Origin of the sequence: Nocardia sp. alder85J (assembly GCF_020176955.2) — a bacterium.
In the GTDB taxonomy this organism is placed as follows: Bacteria; Actinomycetota; Actinomycetes; order Mycobacteriales; family Mycobacteriaceae; genus Nocardia.
In genome coordinates this window covers 698,552-715,754 of the sequence record NZ_JAIUCZ020000005.1, presented here as the reverse complement: position 1 = coordinate 715,754, position 17,203 = coordinate 698,552, and the positions used below count along the sequence as shown (strand labels likewise).

The 17,203-nt window shown below is 71.3% G+C and carries 14 protein-coding genes; 12 read left to right on the top strand and 2 right to left on the bottom strand.

The window, feature by feature from the left end:
• Positions 1-266: 266 nt before the first annotated feature.
• Together LBW94_RS23090 and LBW94_RS23085 are read right to left on the bottom strand one after the other, a co-directional pair.
• Entirely contained in the window at positions 267-1,847 is a 1,581-nt protein-coding gene (locus LBW94_RS23090) for a phytoene desaturase family protein (protein ID WP_225053236.1), read from the bottom strand.
• Positions 1,844-2,470, bottom strand: coding sequence for a GNAT family N-acetyltransferase (locus tag LBW94_RS23085; RefSeq protein WP_225053235.1), 627 nt, complete (start codon positions 2,468-2,470; stop codon positions 1,844-1,846). Before LBW94_RS23085 ends, LBW94_RS23090 begins: the two co-directional genes overlap by 4 nt.
• Positions 2,471-2,711: 241 nt before the next feature.
• Between LBW94_RS23085 and LBW94_RS23080 the strand changes: the two genes are divergently transcribed.
• The 12 genes from LBW94_RS23080 (at position 2,712) to murG (ending at position 17,118) form a co-directional block, all read left to right on the top strand.
• Positions 2,712-3,152, top strand: coding sequence for an SAV_6107 family HEPN domain-containing protein (locus tag LBW94_RS23080; protein WP_225053234.1), 441 nt, complete (start codon positions 2,712-2,714; stop codon positions 3,150-3,152).
• Positions 3,153-3,276: 124 nt separating this feature from the next.
• Entirely contained in the window at positions 3,277-3,699 is a 423-nt protein-coding gene (locus LBW94_RS23075; protein ID WP_225053232.1) for a DUF3040 domain-containing protein, read from the top strand.
• A 452-nt stretch (positions 3,700-4,151) separates the two neighbouring features.
• Complete coding sequence (gene mraZ, locus LBW94_RS23070; protein ID WP_225053231.1) at positions 4,152-4,583, top strand: division/cell wall cluster transcriptional repressor MraZ; 432 nt, start codon at positions 4,152-4,154, stop codon at positions 4,581-4,583.
• A 150-nt stretch (positions 4,584-4,733) separates the two neighbouring features.
• Positions 4,734-5,750 carry a 16S rRNA (cytosine(1402)-N(4))-methyltransferase RsmH gene (gene rsmH, locus LBW94_RS23065; protein WP_225053229.1) on the top strand — a complete coding sequence of 339 codons (1,017 nt, stop codon included), beginning with the start codon at positions 4,734-4,736 and terminating at the stop codon, positions 5,748-5,750.
• A gap of 68 nt (positions 5,751-5,818) precedes the next feature.
• Complete coding sequence (locus tag LBW94_RS23060; protein ID WP_225053228.1) at positions 5,819-6,685, top strand: hypothetical protein; 867 nt, start codon at positions 5,819-5,821, stop codon at positions 6,683-6,685.
• Complete coding sequence (locus tag LBW94_RS23055; RefSeq protein WP_416276933.1) at positions 6,682-8,589, top strand: peptidoglycan D,D-transpeptidase FtsI family protein; 1,908 nt, start codon at positions 6,682-6,684, stop codon at positions 8,587-8,589. The genes LBW94_RS23060 and LBW94_RS23055 overlap by 4 nt, the downstream gene beginning before the upstream one ends.
• Before the next feature lie 154 nt (positions 8,590-8,743).
• Positions 8,744-10,339: a UDP-N-acetylmuramoyl-L-alanyl-D-glutamate--2,6-diaminopimelate ligase gene (locus LBW94_RS23050; RefSeq protein WP_225053225.1), complete on the top strand. Its 1,596-nt coding sequence runs from the start codon at positions 8,744-8,746 to the stop codon at positions 10,337-10,339.
• Positions 10,336-11,904, top strand: coding sequence for a UDP-N-acetylmuramoyl-tripeptide--D-alanyl-D-alanine ligase (locus tag LBW94_RS23045; protein WP_225053223.1), 1,569 nt, complete (start codon positions 10,336-10,338; stop codon positions 11,902-11,904). The genes LBW94_RS23050 and LBW94_RS23045 overlap by 4 nt, the downstream gene beginning before the upstream one ends.
• Positions 11,901-12,977: a phospho-N-acetylmuramoyl-pentapeptide-transferase gene (mraY, locus tag LBW94_RS23040; protein ID WP_225053221.1), complete on the top strand. Its 1,077-nt coding sequence runs from the start codon at positions 11,901-11,903 to the stop codon at positions 12,975-12,977. The genes LBW94_RS23045 and mraY overlap by 4 nt, the downstream gene beginning before the upstream one ends.
• A 48-nt stretch (positions 12,978-13,025) precedes the next feature.
• Complete coding sequence (gene murD / locus LBW94_RS23035) at positions 13,026-14,447, top strand: UDP-N-acetylmuramoyl-L-alanine--D-glutamate ligase (protein ID WP_225053291.1); 1,422 nt, start codon at positions 13,026-13,028, stop codon at positions 14,445-14,447.
• Positions 14,444-15,976, top strand: coding sequence for a putative lipid II flippase FtsW (gene ftsW, locus LBW94_RS23030; RefSeq protein WP_225053219.1), 1,533 nt, complete (start codon positions 14,444-14,446; stop codon positions 15,974-15,976). Before murD ends, ftsW begins: the two co-directional genes overlap by 4 nt.
• Complete coding sequence (gene murG / locus LBW94_RS23025; protein ID WP_225053217.1) at positions 15,922-17,118, top strand: undecaprenyldiphospho-muramoylpentapeptide beta-N-acetylglucosaminyltransferase; 1,197 nt, start codon at positions 15,922-15,924, stop codon at positions 17,116-17,118. The genes ftsW and murG overlap by 55 nt, the downstream gene beginning before the upstream one ends.
• Positions 17,119-17,203 lie beyond the last annotated feature (85 nt).

Here is a 17,203-nt window from a genome sequence, read left to right as displayed (position 1 = left end):
CGGCTGTGCCGCGCTGGACGGCTGTGCCGCGCTGGACGGCTCGGCGTTGGCGGAGGATTCCGTCTTGCTGCTCGGCCGTGTGGTGGACGCCTGTGGCGGTGCCGCGGTTGGAGGTGAGCCGGTGAATTGTGCTGCGGCCGAACGGGTTTCGGGTCTGGCTGACATCGTCACCGGGTGTGGGGTCCGGCGGCCGGGTGGGGGTGCGGCGGGAACGGCGTCGGTGTCCGGTGCGGGTGCCGTCGGGTCGGGGTCGACCGGGGTGGTGGTCATCGGCGGGCGCGGCGGAGCAGGCGCGGGCGGGTGAGGTCGCGGAGGACCAGGTGGGCGGCGGTGCGACCGCTGGCGCCGGAGACGCCGCCGCCGGGGTGGGTGGAGGCGCCGGTGAGGTAGAGGCCGGGGGCGCCGGGGACACGCTGGCCGGACAGTTCCGGCAGGGGGCGCCAGAAGAACATCTGGTCCAGGGACATCTCCACGTGCATCACGTTGCCGCCGCGCAGGCCCAGTTCGCGTTCCAGGTCGGCGGGGGTCTGGACGTGGCGGTCCAGCACGGTGCCGGCGAAGCCCGGCGCGACCGCCTCGACTTCGGCGATGATGCGGTCCGCCTCGCGGTCGGCGTGCGCGGTCCAGTCGGTGCCGTCGGCGAGGCGGTAGGGATGCCACTGCGACCACAGTGAGAGCTGGTGTTGTCCCGGTGGGGCGATCGAGGGGTCGAGCGCGCTGAAACTCATCGCCAGCACCACCGGGCGCGGTGGCAGGCAGCCGGCCAGGGCGGCGCCGTGGGCCAGGCGCAGCTGCTGCCGATCGGTGGCCAGCAGTTGCAGGCCGCGGGCGGATTCGGCCGCGTCGGCGCCCGGATAGTGCGGCAGGGCGCTGGTGGCCGCGCGCACCACCATGCCGATGCCGGGGCCGACGCGGATGCGGCGGCGCCAGTCCGCGAGCACGGCCGGGTCGAAACCGCCGCGCTGCAACAGGTCCAGGGTGGTCAGGATGTGGGTGCCCGCGATCACGGTGGTGGCGGCCAGGTCTCGGCCGGCCGCGGTGCGCACTCGCCAGCCGCCGGCGGTCCGGCGCAGTTCGGTGACGGCATCGCCGGCGGTCACGACACCGCCGTCGGCGCGCAGGCGGGACGCCAGCGCGGCGGTGAGCGCACCGCTGCCGCCGACCGCGCGGCCGGGCGGCAGGGTGTGCATCGCGGCGGCGAAGCCGACCATCGACGCGGTGCCGGGTTCGGACATCGGGGGTCCGGACTGGGCGCCGAACCAGGCCAGCGCCGCCTTCAGCCGCTCGCTGTCGAAGTATTCGTCGAGCAGGGCGTCGCCGGGTTGCAGGAAATCGCGGGACAGCGCGCTGCCGGCGGCCGCGCTCGGGCGGGCGCCGGTGCCGTTCATGTCAAGCCCCCAGAACGACTTCACGAAACGGCCGGGGCCGGGCGGGCCGGCGAAGGCGCGCAGCACCCGTTCCGCGCGCGGCGCCCAGATCCGCACGAAACGCCGGTAGGCGTCGGCGTCGCGGGCACCGCAGGCGGCCTCGATCGAGGCGCAAGTGCGGTCGAGGTCGCGGTGGAACACCAGCGGCGGCGCGCCGGGTGCGAAACCCCAGGGGTCGCAGTCGATGTACTCCAGGCCGTGACGGGCGAGGTCGAGTTCCTCGACGATGCCGGTGTGCCGGATCATGATGTGCGCCGAGGAGCCGCGGTCGACCAGGTGGCCGGGGAAACGCGGCACCGTCGACACCGCGCCGCCGAGCACCTCGTCGCGTTCCAGCACTTCCACGGGCTGTCCGGCGCGGGCCAGGTAGCACGCGGCCACCAGGGCGTTGTGGCCGGAACCGAGGACGAGGATCGTCACCGCGGCGATTCTTCCAGCGGCAATCGCCGGCCGAGCACGGCGAAGCGCCGGGTGTCGCCCGCGAACACGAAATGCCGCACCACATCGGTGAATCCCTGCCGGCGGTACAGCCGCCAGGCCCGGTTGTCCTCGTGTTCCACCTCGGGGGTGGACAGCAGCGCCGCCCGCTCCGGCCGGTCCTGTAACAGCCGTACCAGCAGTTTCTCGCCGATGCCGAGGCCCTGCGCGGCGGGGTGCACATGCAGTTCGGTGAGTTCGAAATAGTCCGAGAGCAGTTCCCGGATGGCGTATTCCGGCCAGCCGCTGCGGCGCATCCCGTTGTGCACCTGCTGATGCCACCACTGGTGCTGGGCGCCGTGGTAGCCGTAGGCGATCGCGACCAGTGGTGAGGTGCGCAGGTCGACCGAGCCGCTGTCGTCGGGCAGCACGGCGCCGACGGCCTGCCAGCCGGGGCGGGTGGTGTGCTCGGTCCACATCGGCGCCCGGTGGTATTCGGTGCCGCGCGGATAGTCCATCGCCGCGACGTAGATCGAGAGCGCGTCGTGCAGCCGGGCACGCAGCGCCGTGACGGACAGGTCGACGACGACGGGGGCTGGGGTGGAGCGGGGTCTGGCGGCGGTCATATGGGTCGGCGCGGCTCTCGTGATCCGAGTTTGTCGGTGGTCGACTCTATATTCACACCTGTCGAACATTCGAATGCCTGTTCGGTCCCTTGGATGTCCGCTGTATGCCCGTGCGGTCGGTTTGCTCCGCCGGCGGTGCTGCCGGGTCGTCCGGGGGTCGCGTTCGCCGGACACGCCGGGAAAAGACCTGGCACGGCGCTGATCGCGGGCCGCGGGCATGAGATGGGCTGGAGGAACGGCAATGGCAGGTCGAGTGGAGCGCCCGGCGTATTCCGGGCGCGCAGGCGGGTTACTGGATCGTGCGGACGGACTGCTGCTTCAGGCCGGGGCGGAGCCGGATCCACAGGAGCGTTTCCGCACCGCGTATCTGGCCGCCCTGCGCGGCGCGGGTGCGGTGCTCGCGCTCACGAATGCCGATCGCGCACCCCGGGCGCGGTCGCGCAACGCCTGGGTGCTGATGCAGCAGGCGGCGCCGGAATTCGTGATGTGGGCGGACTACTTCAGCTCCCATTCCGAGACCAGGGCGGCGCTGGAGGCCGGACTGGACCGGCCGGTCGACGCGGCACGTGCCGATGAGTTCGCATCGCGGGTCGGCGCTTTCCTGCGCGACGTGGCAGATCTGATCAATGCGGCGGCCCGACTGCGGCCCGTTGCGGAATGGGTTGCCGACGGCACAGCTTGAACATCGGAGAGTAGGTGGTAGCGCACTGATCGAACTCGTATCATTGGTGACAGATAGCCGCCAAGGTCGGCTACTGTCGCCTACCCGGAGGCGACAACCACTACCTAGTGCCGGGGGAGGTACCGTGCCACTCTCCGAGCACGAGCAGCGCATGCTCGAACAAATCGAGAGCGCGCTCTATGCTGAGGACCCCAAGTTCGCATCCACCGTCCGAGGCGGGCGGCTCCGTTCGGCCACCGGTAGACGCAGACTTCAGGCGGCGGCGCTCTTCGTCCTCGGCCTGGTCCTACTCGTCGCGGGGATCGCTCTGCCCGTCAAGCCCGGCGGATTCCCCGTGATCAGCCTGCTCGGGTTCATCGTGATGTTCGGTGCGGGCGTCCTGCTGTTGATGGGCGGCTCCGGTATTCCCGGTGTCGGCCGTCGCGGTGGCGACGCGCAACCCGGCACAGGTCCCGCCGGCGGCGGCCGCGGCAAGCAGAAGAAGTCCGGCGGATTCTCCGCCCGGATGGAAGACCGCTTCCGTCGTCGCTTCGAACAGGACAACTGAATCCGCGACCGTCCGGGCCCCGGCCCGGACGGTGCTGACGTCAGCGGGCCGACCCGCGGTGGCCATGCCGCCACGCCGTTGACCGACTGAGACGACATCCGACACGCCGTGCGATGCACGGCGTGTCGTTTTTGTGCTCGCGGCCTGTCGAGCAGGCGGCCCACCGCCCCCCACCGCCGGGCGCCACCACCCCCCACACCGCCCCACAACCCCCCGCGAGCGGTGGGATTGCTGCTGGTTGTCGGGGTGGTGGTCGTGTCGTGGCCGCGTGTCGCGGGAACTCGCAGAAAACTCCCCACCGCGGTGATAGCTGGCGTGACCTGGGATATTCGCTGCGCGGGGATCCGGATCACCGACGCTTTCGATTGAAAGTGGGGGAAAGTGGGGTAATGTGGAGCCCGCACTGACGAAGGCCGACCAGACCGAGGTGATCGAGCGGGAGGTGTCGAGACGTGTTTCTCGGTACCTACATGCCTCGGCTGGACGACAAAGGGCGACTGACGTTGCCTGCGAAATTTCGCGACGAGCTTGCGGGAGGGTTGATGGTCACGAAGGGCCAGGACCACAGCCTTGCCGTGTATCCCAAGGACGAGTTCACCGCGCTGGCGCGGCGGGCCGCCGAGGCGTCGCGGAGCAATCCGCAGGCGCGGGCGTTCGTCCGGGCACTCGCGGCCTCCACGGACGAACAGCGTCCGGATGCGCAGGGCCGGATCATGTTGTCGGCAGAACACCGCCGCTACGCGAATCTCTCGAAGGATTGCGTGGTGATCGGCTCGGTCGACTTCCTGGAGATTTGGGACAAACAGGCATGGGAGTCCTACCTCGCCGAGCACGAGGAGGACTACTCGCAGGCCAGAGACGAGTCGCTGGGCGGAATCTTCTAGCCCCGCGCGAGGCGGGTGCCCTGCGGCCTCTGCCCGACGCCGGACCCTGACGTACTTCCCCAACGCCAGGTACCTGCGCTCGGTCAGAGACCAGGGGGCATCGGTCGCCGACGCGCGCACCATCGTGAGGCAGGATCCCGGGAGGTCGAGGTGAACCGTGAGAACACCAGCTCCCGCCATGTTCCGGTGCTGCTCCGCCGAGCCGATGAAATCCTCGGTCCCGCACTGGAATCCGGCGGTGTCCTGATCGATGCCACGCTCGGGCTGGGCGGGCACGCCGAACATTTTCTCCAGACATATCCTGCGATCCGGATGATCGGCCTGGACCGCGACGCCGAGGCGCTGCGCTTGGCCGCGGACCGGTTGCAGCCGTTCGCGGATCGAATCACGTTGGTGCACACCCGATACGACGGCATCCCCGGCGCGCTCGCGCAGGCCGGGCTGCCGCCGCACGGCTCGGTACGCGCGATCCTGATGGACCTCGGCGTCTCGTCGATGCAGCTGGACGAGGCCGATCGCGGCTTCGCCTATTCCGTCGACGCGCCCCTGGACATGCGGATGGACCCCAGCACCGGCCCCACCGCCGCCGACGTGCTCAACACCTATGCCCACGGCGAGCTGGCCCGGGTGCTGAAGGTGTACGGCGAGGAGCGGTTCGCCGGGCGCATCGCCTCCGAGATCGTCCGGCGCCGGGAACGGCAGCCGTTCACCACCAGCGCCCAACTGGTCGAACTGCTCTACGACGCCATCCCCGCGGCCACCCGGCGCACCGGCGGCCATCCCGCCAAGCGCACCTTCCAGGCGCTGCGCATCGAGGTGAACCGGGAACTGGAGTCGCTGGAGGCGGCCCTGCCGGCGGCGCTGGACGCGCTGGAGATCGGCGGGCGGATCGTCGTCATGTCGTACCAGTCCCTGGAGGACAAGCTGGTCAAACAGCTTTTCGCGCGGGAGTCCGCCTCGCGGACCCCGGTCGGCCTGCCGGTGGAGTTGCCCGGTATGGGACCGGCGTTCCGGGTGCTCACCCGGGGCGCGGAGAAAGCCACGCCGGAGGAGATCGACGAGAATCCGCGCGCCGCACCGGTTCGGATGCGCGCGGTGGAACGGATCGAGGACGGTACGGGTCGGGGAGACAGTCATCCGAACAGGTCAGGGGAGGCTAGACGATGAGCGTGCGGACACGGGTGGACGCACCGAAGCGGCGAACTGCGGCATCGAAGCAGGCTTCGAGTAAGACGATGGATCAGGCACCGCAGCGGGCTGCGAATCAGGCACCGCAGCGGGCTGCGAATCAGACGCCGCATCCGGCGATGCCGACACCGGGCCGCAAGGCCGCCGCCGGACTGCCGGTGGTGCCGCCGGAGCAGCCGGTGGGTCCGCGGCGGGTGGCGGCCGACCGGGACAAGTCCGGTGCGGCCGAACGGGCCTACGCCAAGCGGCGCAACCGCGTCCGGCGCCCGCAGCAACTCCCGCCGCTGCCCGGTCGTACCACCGGGGTGATGGCCGGCCGGATCCCGTTCGTGGCCGGAATCCTCGCCCTGCTCGGCTGCGGCCTGGCCGCGACGCTGCTGCTGACCACCCGCGCCGCCGAGGACAGCTATCAGCTCGGTGACGCCCGGCACACCAACCAGGAACTCGCCGACGAGCAGGCCGCGCTGCAACGCGAGGTGGCCAAGGACGATTCGGCCCCCGCGCTGGCCGACCGCGCCCGCGAGCTCGGCATGATCCCGGCCAAGGATCCCGTGCGACTGGTGGTGGCGCCGGACGGCTCCGTCACCGTCATCGGCAAGGAGGTGCCGCAGCAGGGTGGCCCGGTCCCGCCACTGAACGTGTCGCCGACCGCGCCGGCCGCGCCGCTGCCGAGGTTGGCCCAGGCCCAGGGTGAGCGGGTGATCCCGGTGACCAGCCCGCCGCGGTCGGCACCCAGCGTGCAGGCCCCGACGCCCGCCGTACCCAATGCGGTTGCCGCACAGGCCGCCCAGGCGGTCGCCCCGCAGGCGGCCCAGGCGGTGCCCGGCACGGTCACCCCGAACCAGCTGGTCACGGTGCCGACCCCGACACTGCCGGCGCCGGTCGTTCCGGCGACCGGCGGGGCCGCTCGATGAGTCCCGGCGGCCGTACCCAGCAGCCACGCGGCCGGGCTCCGGCTCGGGGCGTGCGGCCGGGCCGGCCGCGCAAGTCCACCTCCCGATCCGGAGCCGCAGCTGATTCGTCGCTGCGGCTCCGGTTCGGAGTGGGCCGCATCATCATGCTGATCGCACTGCTGATGGTCGCGGTGCAACTGCTCTGGATCCAGACGGTGTCCGCGCCGAAGCTGTCGGCGGAGGCGGCCAGCCAGCGCATCGTCACCACCCCGGACACGGCGTTGCGCGGGCCGATCACCGACCGGTACGGCAAGTCGCTGGCCTTCACGATCACCACCAAGGCACTGACCTTCCAGCCGGTGAAGGTCCGCAAGGATCTGGCCGCCGCCCATGCCAAGAGCGCCAAGGCGCCGGACCCGGATCAGCGCTTGCAGGCCATCGCCCGGACCATCCACCAGCGCCTCGGCCAGGACGCCCCGCAGGAGAGCGACCTGCTGGCGAAGCTGCGCAGCGACGACACCTTCACCTATCTGGTCCGCAACGTCGACGCCCGGGTGGCCACCGAGATCACCGACGAATTCCCGGAGGTCGGCGCCGATCGGCAGGACACCCGGATCTATCCGGGCGGTTCGCTGGCCGCGAACGTGCTGGGCGCCACCGGCTGGGACGGGCACGGGCAGATCGGACTGGAGTCGTCGCTGGACGCGGTGCTGGCCGGCACCGACGGCTCGCACACCTACGACCGTGGTTCCGACGGCGCCGTCATCCCGGGCAGCGAGCGCGACCGGCAGCCCGCGGTCAACGGCAACGGCGTGGAACTGACCGTCGACTCGGATCTCCAGTACTACGTGCAACAGCAGATTCAGCAGGCCAAGGAGATGTCCGGCGCGCAGGACGCGTCGGCGGTGGTGCTGGACGCGCACACCGGGCAGGTGCTCGCGATGGCCAACGACAGCACCTTCAATCCGAGTCTGGGCTCGCAGTACTGGGGTTCGGCGAACATGGGCAATCCGGCGGTGACCGACGGCTTCGAACCCGGTTCGGTGAACAAGATCGTCACCGCGGCCGCCGCCATCGAATACGGGCTGACCACACCGGACGAGGTGTTCGAGGTGCCGGGCAGCATCGATATGGGTGGCGTCACCGTCAGTGACGCCTGGCAGCACGGCGTCACCCCGTTCACCACCACCGGCATCTTCGGGAAGTCGTCCAACGTCGGCACCCTGATGCTGGCGCAGCGGGTCCGCGAGGACCGCTACGCCGACATGCTCAAGCGGTTCGGCCTGGGCCAGCGCACCGGCGTCGGCCTGCCCGGCGAGAGCGCGGGCATCGTGCCCGCGCGCGACCAGTGGTCCGGCTCCACCTTCGCCAACCTGCCCATCGGCCAGGGTCTTTCGATGACCCTGTTGCAGATGACCGGGATGTACCAGGCGATCGCCAACGACGGGGTCCGGGTGCCGCCGCGCATCGTGCGGGCCCGGATCGGGCCGGACGGCACCCGCGCCGAGGATCCGGCGCCGCCGGGCACCCGGGTGGTGAGCGTGCAGACCGCGCGCACGCTGCGGCAGATGTTCGAGGCCGTGGTGCAGCGCGATCCGATGGGGTACCAGCAGGGCACCGGCCCGTCCGGCGCCGTGGAGGGCTACCAGATCGCCGGGAAGACCGGCACCGCGCAGCAGATCGATCAGCACTGCAAGTGCTACTCGAACGACCGTTACTGGATCACCTTCGCGGGCATCGCGCCCGCCGACGATCCACGCTACGTGGTGGGCATCATGCTGGACGCGCCGATCCGCAGCTCCGACGGCAGCGGCGGGCAGTCGGCGGCGCCGCTGTTCCACAACATCGCCTCCTGGGTGTTGCAGCGCGATCGGATTCCGCCGTCCACCGAACCGGTGAAACAGCTTGTCCTCCAGGCCATGTAGCCTCCGCGGGGGCAGGCCCGCCACGCGCCGGGACGGTGATTCGGCAGCCGCGTTGCCCGGTCGTGATCGATCGTCGGTAACCTGACTCGTCGATCCGATTCCGTCCGATGTGAGATAGCAGCAGCGAGACCTGCCACCGATCGAGAGGAGCTTCGTGCCCGTGCCGTCCAGCCCGCCGGCGCTGCGCCCGGCTGTGCCGCCGGCGACGGCGTTGCGCGCGGTAGCCGACCTGGCCAGAGCCCGCTACAGCGGCGATCCGGAGCGGCTCGCACGAGCCGTCGTCACCGGGATCGAGCAACGCTCGCAGGCGGTCCGGCCGGGTGATCTGTTCGCCGGGCTGGCCGGTGCGCACGCGCACGGGGCCCGCTTCGCCCCCGACGCGATCGCCGCGGGTGCGGTGGCGGTGCTGACCGATCCGGCCGGCGCCGAACTGATCGGCGCCGTCGACGTTCCGGTGCTGGTGCACGACGATCCGCGCACGGTGCTCGGCCTGCTGTCGGCGACGATCTACGGCCATCCGTCGCGGCGGTTGCAGATCATCGGCATCACCGGCACCTCGGGCAAGACCACCACCTCGTATCTGGTGGAGGCGGGCCTGGCCGCGGCCGGCCTGCGGACCGCGCTGATCGGCACCATCGAGACCCGCATCGACGGGCAGCGGGTGCCGAGCGCGCTGACCACCCCCGAGGCGCCGCAGTTGCACGCGATGTTCGCGCTGATGGTGGAGCGCGGCGTGCAGGCGGTGGTGATGGAGGTGTCCAGCCACGCGCTGGTGCTGGGCCGGGTCGACGGCGTCGAGTTCGAGGTGGGCGCGTTCACCAACCTGTCGCAGGACCACCTGGACTTCCACGCCGATTTCGAGGACTATTTCGCCGCCAAGCGCCGGCTGTTCGAGCCGGAGTCGCCGATCGCCGCGCGCACCTGCGTGGTGTGCGTCGACGACGCCTGGGGCCGGCGCCTGGTCCGCGAGGTGGGCGGTCGCACCACCGTGGTGACCACGGCGACCCGGCAGAGCCCCACCGGCGAGGCCGAACCCGACTGGACCCTGGTCGGCGCGGCCACTGTCCGCGGCGGCGGACAGGAGTTCACCATCGCCGGTCCCGGCGTGAAAACCGATGTGCGACTTCGTCTTCCGGGCCGCTACAATGTGGCCAACGCACTGCTGGCGGTGGCTGTGTGCGCCACCGCCGGCATCGACGCCACGGTGGCGGCCGCGGCGCTGGCCGAGGTGGACGTGCCCGGCCGGATGCAGCGTGTCGATGCCGGGCAGGACTTCCTGGCCGTGGTGGACTACGCGCACAAACCGGCCGCCATCGAATCGGTCATCGCGACGCTGCGCGAATACGCGAAGCAGACCGGTGGCCGGGTGGCCGTGGTGGTCGGCGCCGGCGGCGACCGCGACACCGGGAAGCGCCCGCTGATGGGCGCCACCGCGGCGCGCGGCGCCGAACTGCTGATCATCACCGACGACAATCCACGCTCCGAGGATCCGGCCGAGATTCGGGCCGCCATCCGGGCCGGCGCCGTGGGTATCGCGGAGACCGAACGCGGCGAGGTGGCCGAGATCGGCGACCGCGCCGCGGCGATAACCGCCGCCGTCGACTGGGCCCGGCCCGGCGACATCGTGCTGGTGGCGGGCAAGGGCCATGAGACAGGGCAGGAGATCGCCGGTGTGAAGTACCCGTTCGACGACCGCGAGGTAGTGGCGGCGGCCCTGCATCGGAAGACGAAGGACCAGACAGCTTCATGATCGAAATGACTCTGCGGGAGGTCGCGGAGGTCGTCGGCGGGACACTGCACGACGTGCCCGATCCCGCGGTGACGGTAACCGGCGCGGTCGAATTCGACTCGCGCCGCATCAGTCCCGGCGACCTGTTCCTGGCGTTGCCCGGCGAGCACGTCGACGGGCACGACTACGCGGCGGCCGCGGTGGCCGCCGGGGCGGTGGCCGTGCTGGCGACCCGGCCGGTGGGAGTGCCGGCGATCGTCGTCACGCCGCTGGCCACCCCCGCCACCCGCGCGCTGGCGCTGGCGCACGACAGCGACGGCTCCGGCGCGGCGGTGCTGGCCGCACTGGCCACGCTGGCCCGCGCCAACGTGGACCGGCTGGTCGCCGCGGGCGGTCTGACCGTCGTCGGCGTCACCGGATCCTCCGGGAAGACCTCGACGAAGGATCTGCTGGCCCAGGTGCTCGGCGCACTGGGTCCGGTGGTGGCGCCGCCGGGTTCGTTCAACAACGAACTCGGACATCCGTGGACGGTGCTGCGCGCCGACGCCGGCACCCGGTTTCTGGTGCTGGAACTGTCGGCCCGTGGGCACGGGCACATCAAGGCACTCACCGAGATCGCGCCGCCGAGTATCGGGGTGGTGCTCAATGTGGGCACCGCGCACCTCGGCGAATTCGGTGGCCGCGAGGCCATCGCGCAGGCCAAGGGCGAACTGGTGGAGGCGCTGCCGGCCACCGGCGTGGCGGTACTCAACGCCGACGATCCGAACGTGCTCGCGATGGCGAGCCGCACGGTCGCCCGCGTGGTGACTGTGGGGCAGTCGGCCGGAGCTGCCGTGCGCGCGAGCGACATTCAGCTCGACGAGGCCGCGCGTGCTCGATTCACGCTGCACGCCAACGGATCCCGGGCCGAGGTGCGGCTCGGGGTGCACGGTGAGCATCAGGTGGGCAATGCGCTGTCCGCCGCGGCGGTGGCGCTGGAGTGCGGCGCCGATCTCGCGACCGTGGCCGCGTCGCTGTCCGAGGCGAAAGCCGTGTCGGCCCATCGCATGGACGTGCGCACCCGCGCCGACGGCGTGACCGTCGTCAACGACGCCTACAACGCCAATCCGGATTCGGTCCGGGCGGCGCTGAAGGCACTGGTCACGATGTCGCGCACCGGCGACACGCCCGCCGGGCAACCCCGCCGCAGCTGGGCGGTGCTCGGCGAGATGGCCGAACTGGGCGACGACGCCGTCATCGAGCACGACCGGATCGGCCGGCTCGTGGTGCGGCTGGACGTCGACCGGCTGATCGTGGTCGGCACCGACCGCCCGGCGCGCGCGCTGCATCAGGGCGCGGTCCAGGAAGGTTCGTGGGGCGAGGAGTCCGTGCTGGTACCCGATATCGGCGCGGCGCTCGAACTGCTCGACGCCGAGGTCGCCGCCGGTGATGTGGTGCTGGTCAAGGCATCCAACTCCGCCGGACTGTGGAAGGTCGCCGAACATCTCGTCGCTGCCGGGCCGGGCAGGTCGCAGTCGAGCACGCCGCCGGCGTCGCAGTCGGATGTGCCGGTCGCGTCGCAGTCGGATACGGAGGCGGCCCGATGAGGCAGATTCTGTTCGCCGCGGCCATCGCGCTGACGGTGTCGATCCTGTTGACGCCGTTGCTGATCCGGATGTTCGCGCGGCGTGGCTTCGGCCAGGAGATCCGCATCGACGGCCCGGAGAGCCACAAGGCCAAGCGCGGCACGCCGACCATGGGCGGCGTGGCCATCATGATCGGCATGTGGGCCGGCTATCTGGGCTCGCATCTGATCGGCATCGGCTACCGGGCCGAGGGCATCACCGCCTCCGGCCTGCTGGTGCTGGGCCTGTCCACCGCGCTGGGTGCGGTCGGCTTCGTCGACGACTTCATCAAGTTGCGCAAGCAGCGCAATCTGGGCCTGACCGCGGCCGGGAAATATCTCGGACAGCTCACCGCCGCCATCGTGTTCGGGGTGCTGGCACTGCACAGCGCGGGCGCCGGGGGCCGTACGCCGGCCAGCCGGCACCTGTCCTATGTGCGCGACATCAATACGGTGTCGATGAGCGTGATCGTCTTCCTGGCCTTCGTCTGCCTGGTCGTGGTGGCCTGGTCGAACGCGGTGAACCTCACCGACGGCCTGGACGGGCTCGCCGCCGGGTCGATGAGCCTGGTGCTGGGTTCCTATGTGGTGATCAGCTTCTGGCAGTACTACCACGCCTGCGAGGTGAAGGTGGAGCCCGGCTGCTACAACGTCCGCGACCCGCTGGACCTGGCGCTGGTGTGCGCGGCCGGGGCGGCGGCGTGCATCGGATTCCTGTGGTGGAACGCGGCTCCGGCCAAGATCTTCATGGGCGACACCGGTTCGCTGGCGCTCGGCGGCCTGCTGGCCGGGCTGTCCATCACCACCCGCACCGAACTGCTGATGGTGGTCATCGGCGCGCTGTACGTCGCCGAGGCCGCCTCGGTGGTATTGCAGATCGTGGTCTTCAAGACGACCCGCAACCGGTTGTTCAAGATGGCGCCGTTCCACCACCACTTCGAACTGTCCAAATGGGCAGAGACTACGGTGATCATTCGGTTCTGGTTGCTGGCCGGCATCGCGGCCGCGGTCGGACTGGGCTTGTTCTACAGCGAATACCTCTCTCAGGTCGGGTAACAGGCGATGGTCGAACACACTCCGCGGGCCCTGCGCTCACCGGGCCCCATGCTCGAATTTCTGCGCGGCAGAGACGTTCTGGTGGCCGGCTGGGGCGTGTCCGGCCGGTCCCTGATCGAGCCGCTACACGACATCGGCGCTCGGCCGGTGGTCACCGACGCCGGGGAGAAGGCGCTGGCCGAGGCCGCCGAACTGGGCCTGGCCACCGCACCCGGCGAGGAACTCACCCTGCCCGGCGCGCTGAGCCGCTTCGCGCTGGTCATCACCAGTCCGGGCTGGCGGCCGGACTCGCCGGTGCTGGTCTCGGCGGTGACCGAGGGCATCCCGGTCTGGGGCGACGTCGAATTCGCCTGGTGGGTGGACCAGGCCCGGTTGTACGGGCCGGTGCGCAAGTGGCTGGTCATCACCGGCACCAACGGCAAGACCACCACCACCCAGATGACCCACGCGATCCTGCGCGCGGCCGGTATCGCCAGCGTCGCCTGCGGCAACATCGGATTGCCGATCCTGGACGCGCTGCGGCGCAGCCCGGGTCCGCAGGTGCTGGCGGTGGAACTGTCCTCGTTCCAGTTGCACTGGGCGCCCTCGGTGCGCCCGGAGGCCGGCGTGGTGCTCAACGTCGCCGAGGACCATCTGGACTGGCACGGCGGCTTGGACGCCTACGCGGCGGCCAAGGCGCGCGCGCTGACCGGCCGGGTCGGCGTGGTGGGCCTGGACGATCCGGTGGCCGGCGCGCTGGCTCGTAAGTCCCGGGCGCGCCGCACGGTCGGTTTCCGGATCGGCGTCCCCGCCGACGGTGAGCTGGGCGTCGTCGACGGCAAACTGCTGGACCGGGCCTTCACCAAGGCCGCGATCCTCGCCGAGACCGGCGACATCAGCCCGCCGGGTCCGGCGGGCGTGGCCGACGCGCTGGCCGCCGCCGCCCTGACCCGATCCATCGACGTGGCACCGCAATTCGTCAAGGAGGGGTTGCAGGAGCACAAGGTGGGCCCGCACCGCGCGGCCTTCGTGCGGGAGCTCGGCGGCGTCGAGTTCGTCGACGACTCCAAGGCCACCAATCCGCACGCCGCGCGGTCGTCGATCCTGGCGCATCCGGCGGTGATCTGGGTCGCCGGCGGTCAGCTCAAGGGCGCGCACGTCGACGATCTGGTCGAGGAGGTCGCCGACCGGCTGGTCGCGGCGGTGCTGCTCGGCGTGGACGCACACGCGATCGCCGCGGCGATGACGCGACACGCGCCCGATGTCCCGGTCGTCGTGCTCGATTCGGGCGACGATGCGGGTATGGGTGCGGAAGCGGTGATGGCGCGTGCGGTGCGAATCGCCGCCGGCTACGCCGGGCGCGGGGACACGGTGCTGCTGGCGCCGGCCGCCGCCTCGCTGGACATGTTCACCGACTACACCCACCGGGGACGCAGTTTCGCCGCGGCGGTGCAGGCGCTCGGCGAGGGAGACATCGGGAGCGCGGGATGACGAAGGCGGGCGTCGCGACGGCGGGCACCGGGCGCAAGGCCGCGGGTGCCACCTGGTTCGGCGCCTGGCTCGCGCGCCCGCTGGCGTCCTTCCATCTGATCGTCACCATCGCGACGCTGCTGACCCTGCTCGGGCTGGTGATGGTGCTGTCGGCGTCGAGCGTCGAGGCGTATGCCGCCGACGGCTCGGCGTATTCGCTGTTCGTGCAGCAGGCGATGTTCGCGGCCGTCGGCGCGGTGCTGTTCTATCTGGCCCTGCGGGTGCCGCTGTCGCGGGTGCGGCAGTGGTCGTTCCCGCTGTTCGCGCTGTCGGTGCTGGCGCTGGTGCTGGTGCTGATCCCGGGCATCGGCTCCTCGGTGCAGGGGTCGCGGCGCTGGTTCGTGATCGGGCCGCTGTCGATCCAGCCGTCGGAGATCATCAAGGTCACCCTGATCGTGTGGGGTGCGCATCTGCTGGTGGCCCGGCGGGCGCTGGTCGGGTCGCGGGCCACCTACAAGGACGTGATGGTGCCGCTGGTACCGGCCGGTCTGCTGGTGTGCCTGCTGGTGGTGTTGCAGCCGAACCTGTCCACGACGATCGCACTGGGCCTGATCCTGGCCGCGCTGCTGTGGTTCGGCGGGCTGCCGGTGCGGCTGTTCGTCACGATCTCGGTGTCGGGCCTGGTCGCGGCCGGGGTGCTGGCGCTGTCGGCGGGTTACCGCTCGAACCGGATGCGGGCCTTCTTCAATCCCGGCGACGATCCACAGGGCATCAACTATCAGGCGCGGCAGGCGCTGTTCTCGCTGGCCGACGGTGGCATCTGGGGCCGCGGGCTGGGGCAGAGCCGGGCCAAGTGGAGCTATCTGCCCAACGCGCACAACGATTTCATCTTCGCCATCATCGGCGAGGAACTGGGCTTCCTGGGTTGCGCGCTGGTGCTGGGGCTGTTCGCGCTGTTCGTCTACACCGGGCTGCGGATCGCCAGCCGGTCGGTGGATCCGTTCCTGCGCCTGCTCACCGCGACCGCGACCACCTGGATCACCGGTCAGGCCCTGATCAACATCGGCTACGTGGTCGGCTTGCTGCCGGTGACCGGATTGCAGCTGCCGCTGGTGTCGGCGGGTGGTTCGTCGCTGGCGATCACGCTGCTGATGTTCGGGCTGATCGCGAACGCGGCCCGGCACGAGCCGGAGGCGGTGGTGGCGTTGCACGCCGGTCAGGACGGCCGGTTCAGCCGGCTGCTGCGGCTGCCGAAGCCGGAGCTGTACACCGCGCCACGCCCGCGGCCCAGCGCGAAGGCGGGGCCGCGGAAGGCCGGGCCGCGTGCGGGACAGCAGGCCGCGCCGAAGAAGTCCGGCCGCGCCCCCGGGGGCGAACCGGCCCGGGCCAAGCGGGGTGCCGCCGACCCGCCGGCCCGCCGCTCGATAGATTCGGATTCGGCACGCCGAGCGGGCAATCGGAGTCGCGGCGGCGAGTCGTGGCGGTCCGCACTGGCGTGGGACCCGAGCTATCCGACGACACACGCACGAGACAGGGGCAAACCGAGGTGACCGAGTCGATGGCCGTGGGACGACCGCTGTCGGTGATCGTGGCCGGTGGCGGGACGGCGGGGCACATCGAGCCCGCCATGGCCGTCGCCGACGCGCTGCGCCGCCGGGATCCGGAGATCCGGATCACCGCGCTGGGTACCGAACGCGGCCTGGAGACCAGGCTGGTACCGGAGCGCGGCTACCCGCTGGAGCTGATCCCGCCGGTTCCGTTGCCGCGCAAGCCGACCGCCGATCTGCTGCGGTTGCCGGGGCGGGTGCGGGCCTCGGTGGCGCGGACCCGCGCGATCATCGACGCGGTGGACGCGGACGTGGTGGTCGGATTCGGCGGCTACGTGGCGCTGCCCGCCTACCTGGCGGCCGGTCGCGGCCTGCGCGGCCGCCGCCGGGTGCCGATCGTGGTGCACGAGGCGAATGCGAAGGCCGGTATCGCCAACAAGATCGGCGCGCGGCTGGCCGGCCGGGTGCTGGCGGCGGTGCCGGGGTCCGGGGTGCACGGCCGCGGCCGCCCGGAGGCCGAGATCGTCGGTATCCCGGTGCGGCAATCCATCGCGACCCTGGACCGGGCGGCGCTGCGGGCCGAGGCCCGCGCCCACTTCGGGTTGCCCGCCGCGGGACCGGTGCTGCTGGTGTTCGGCGGTTCCCAGGGCGCCCGGTCGCTGAACGAGGCGGTGTCGGGCGCGGCCGCGCAACTGACCGCGGCGGGCATCTCGGTGCTGCACGCGCACGGCCCCAAGAACACCCTCGACATCTCGGGGACCGACCCGGACCGCCCCGCGAAATACGTTGCGGTGCCGTATCTGTCCCGGATGGATCTGGCCTACGCCGCGGCGGACACGGCGGTGTGCCGTTCGGGTGCGATGACCGTCGCCGAGGTGTCGGCGGTCGGGCTGCCCGCGTTCTACGTTCCGCTGCCGCACGGCAACGGGGAACAGGAGCTCAACGCCCGCCCGATCGTGTCACTGGGTGGTGGCAGAATCGTCCCCGACGCGGAACTGACCCCCAAATACGTCATCGACGAGGTGATCCCGGTGCTCAGCGATCCGCAGCGGTTGTCCGGCATGGCCGCGGCCGCCGCCGGAGCCGGGCATCGGGACGCCGCCGACGAGGTGGCACGAATCGTGGTGGAGGTGATCGGCCGGTGACGGGAACGGAACGCATGACCGACGAGAACCAGGGCGTGAGCGGCCCGCCGAACGGCGCGGCCGCCGACCGGCCCGCCCGTGAGGA

Coding starts and splice junctions, on each gene's coding strand:
- LBW94_RS23085 (WP_225053235.1), bottom strand. CDS start 2,470: ATGACCGCCGCCAGACCCCGCTCCACCCCAGCCCCCGTCGTCGTCGAC.
- LBW94_RS23080 (WP_225053234.1), top strand. CDS start 2,712: ATGGCAGGTCGAGTGGAGCGCCCGGCGTATTCCGGGCGCGCAGGCGGG.
- LBW94_RS23060 (WP_225053228.1), top strand. CDS start 5,819: ATGGATCAGGCACCGCAGCGGGCTGCGAATCAGGCACCGCAGCGGGCT.
- LBW94_RS23055 (WP_416276933.1), top strand. CDS start 6,682: ATGAGTCCCGGCGGCCGTACCCAGCAGCCACGCGGCCGGGCTCCGGCT.
- LBW94_RS23045 (WP_225053223.1), top strand. CDS start 10,336: ATGATCGAAATGACTCTGCGGGAGGTCGCGGAGGTCGTCGGCGGGACA.
- mraY (WP_225053221.1), top strand. CDS start 11,901: ATGAGGCAGATTCTGTTCGCCGCGGCCATCGCGCTGACGGTGTCGATC.
- murD (WP_225053291.1), top strand. CDS start 13,026: ATGCTCGAATTTCTGCGCGGCAGAGACGTTCTGGTGGCCGGCTGGGGC.
- ftsW (WP_225053219.1), top strand. CDS start 14,444: ATGACGAAGGCGGGCGTCGCGACGGCGGGCACCGGGCGCAAGGCCGCG.